Here is a 1,269-nt window from a genome sequence, read left to right on the forward strand (position 1 = left end):
AGCCCCGCTCACTGGCGGGGCCTCTTCAAACCACAGCGGCGCGGCCTCGCGGCTTAGTCGCCCATCTGCTTCTGCAGGTGCTCGCGGCGCTCCTGCGCATCGAGCGAGAGGGTGGCGATGGGACGCGCGTCGAGGCGGTCGACGCCGATCTCTTCGTCGGTCTCTTCGCAAAAGCCGTAGCGGCCCTCCTCGATGCGGCGCAGGGCCTTGTCGATCTTGGAGATGAGCTTGCGGTAACGGTCGCGCGTGCGCAGCTCCAGCGAGTTTTCGGTCTCGCGGGTGGCACGCTCGGCTTCGTCGCCCACGTCGCGGACTTCCTCGCGGAGGTTGTCCATGGTCTGGCGGGATTCCTCGACCAGCTGCTCGCGCCATTCCTTCAGCTTGTTGCGGAAGTAGGCGAGGTGACGAGGATTCATGTACTCCTCGTCGTTGCGCGGGCGGTAGCCCTTGGGCAGGTCGATGACCGTGGAAGCCGGCAGCGCGTAGCGGCCGTCTTCCTTCGTGATGCCGTTTTCAAGAGTGGTGCTGTTCATGCTTGCTTGCGCGGACTTCTCGGTTCTGGATGGGGTGGCGCTGCCCACCGCGGACGCCTTGCGGCCAGGGGCGGGGCTGGCGGCCTTGGCCGCTGGCGCCGGGGCGGGTGCCGCCGATGCCTTCACCTGCTGCTTTGGAGTGGCCTTGGCCGCGGAATGTTCCGCCACCGGGGCCGGTGTCTTTTTCGCCGGCGTGGGCGCGGCCTTGGGGGCTGCTGCCTTTGTCGCGGCCTTGGCGGGCGCCTTGGGGGCCGCCGCCTTTTTCGCCGGCGCCGCCTTCACGGGCGCCGCCTTTTTCGCCACGGCCGGTTTCGGCGCCGTTTTCACGGGCGCCTTCTTCGCCGGCGCCGCTACTTTCTTTGCGGCAGCCTTGGCCGGAGCTTTAGCAGGTGCAGACTTCTTCACGTCACCAGCCCCGCCCTTCTTGGCGGCAGCCTTGGCAACGGTGGAGCTACGAACGACTTTCGCCATTTCCTTCACCTCGGTGGCCGTGGCGGCGGGGTGTTATAGCCCAGATGCGTTACCCCAGCAACCTATCTTCTGGGATACTGTCGGGTGCCCGACCTGGCCTACGAGACAGTGACCCGCCTCCTTCTCTTCCTGTTGACCCTTTACAAGCGGTGGCTGAGCCCCCTGCTGGGGGCCAACTGCCGGTTCCATCCATCCTGTTCCGATTACACCCGGATTGCCATAGCCCGTTTCGGCCCCCTCAAGGGCACCGTGCTCGGCGGCTGGC

General features: G+C 66.7%; 2 protein-coding genes. One reads left to right on the plus strand and one right to left on the minus strand.

The window, feature by feature from the left end; genetic code table 11:
* Positions 1 to 53: 53 nt before the first annotated feature.
* Positions 54 to 1,004 carry an RNA polymerase-binding protein DksA gene (gene dksA / locus VI08_RS22425; protein WP_428992171.1) on the minus strand — a complete coding sequence of 317 codons (951 nt, stop codon included), beginning with the start codon at positions 1,002 to 1,004 and terminating at the stop codon, positions 54 to 56.
* A 93-nt stretch (positions 1,005 to 1,097) separates the two neighbouring features.
* Here dksA and yidD point away from each other — a divergent pair.
* Positions 1,098 to 1,269: membrane protein insertion efficiency factor YidD (gene yidD, locus VI08_RS21555; RefSeq protein ID WP_198149017.1), on the plus strand; the 172-nt coding region annotated here is incomplete at its 3' end.

This window comes from Luteibacter yeojuensis (assembly GCF_000964085.1).
Taxonomy (GTDB): domain Bacteria; phylum Pseudomonadota; class Gammaproteobacteria; order Xanthomonadales; family Rhodanobacteraceae; genus Luteibacter; species Luteibacter yeojuensis_A.

What these genes read in the sequence shown, in the direction of transcription:
- dksA (WP_428992171.1), bottom strand. Translation starts at nt 1,004, where the DNA reads ATGGCGAAAGTCGTTCGTAGCTCCACCGTTGCCAAGGCTGCCGCCAAG.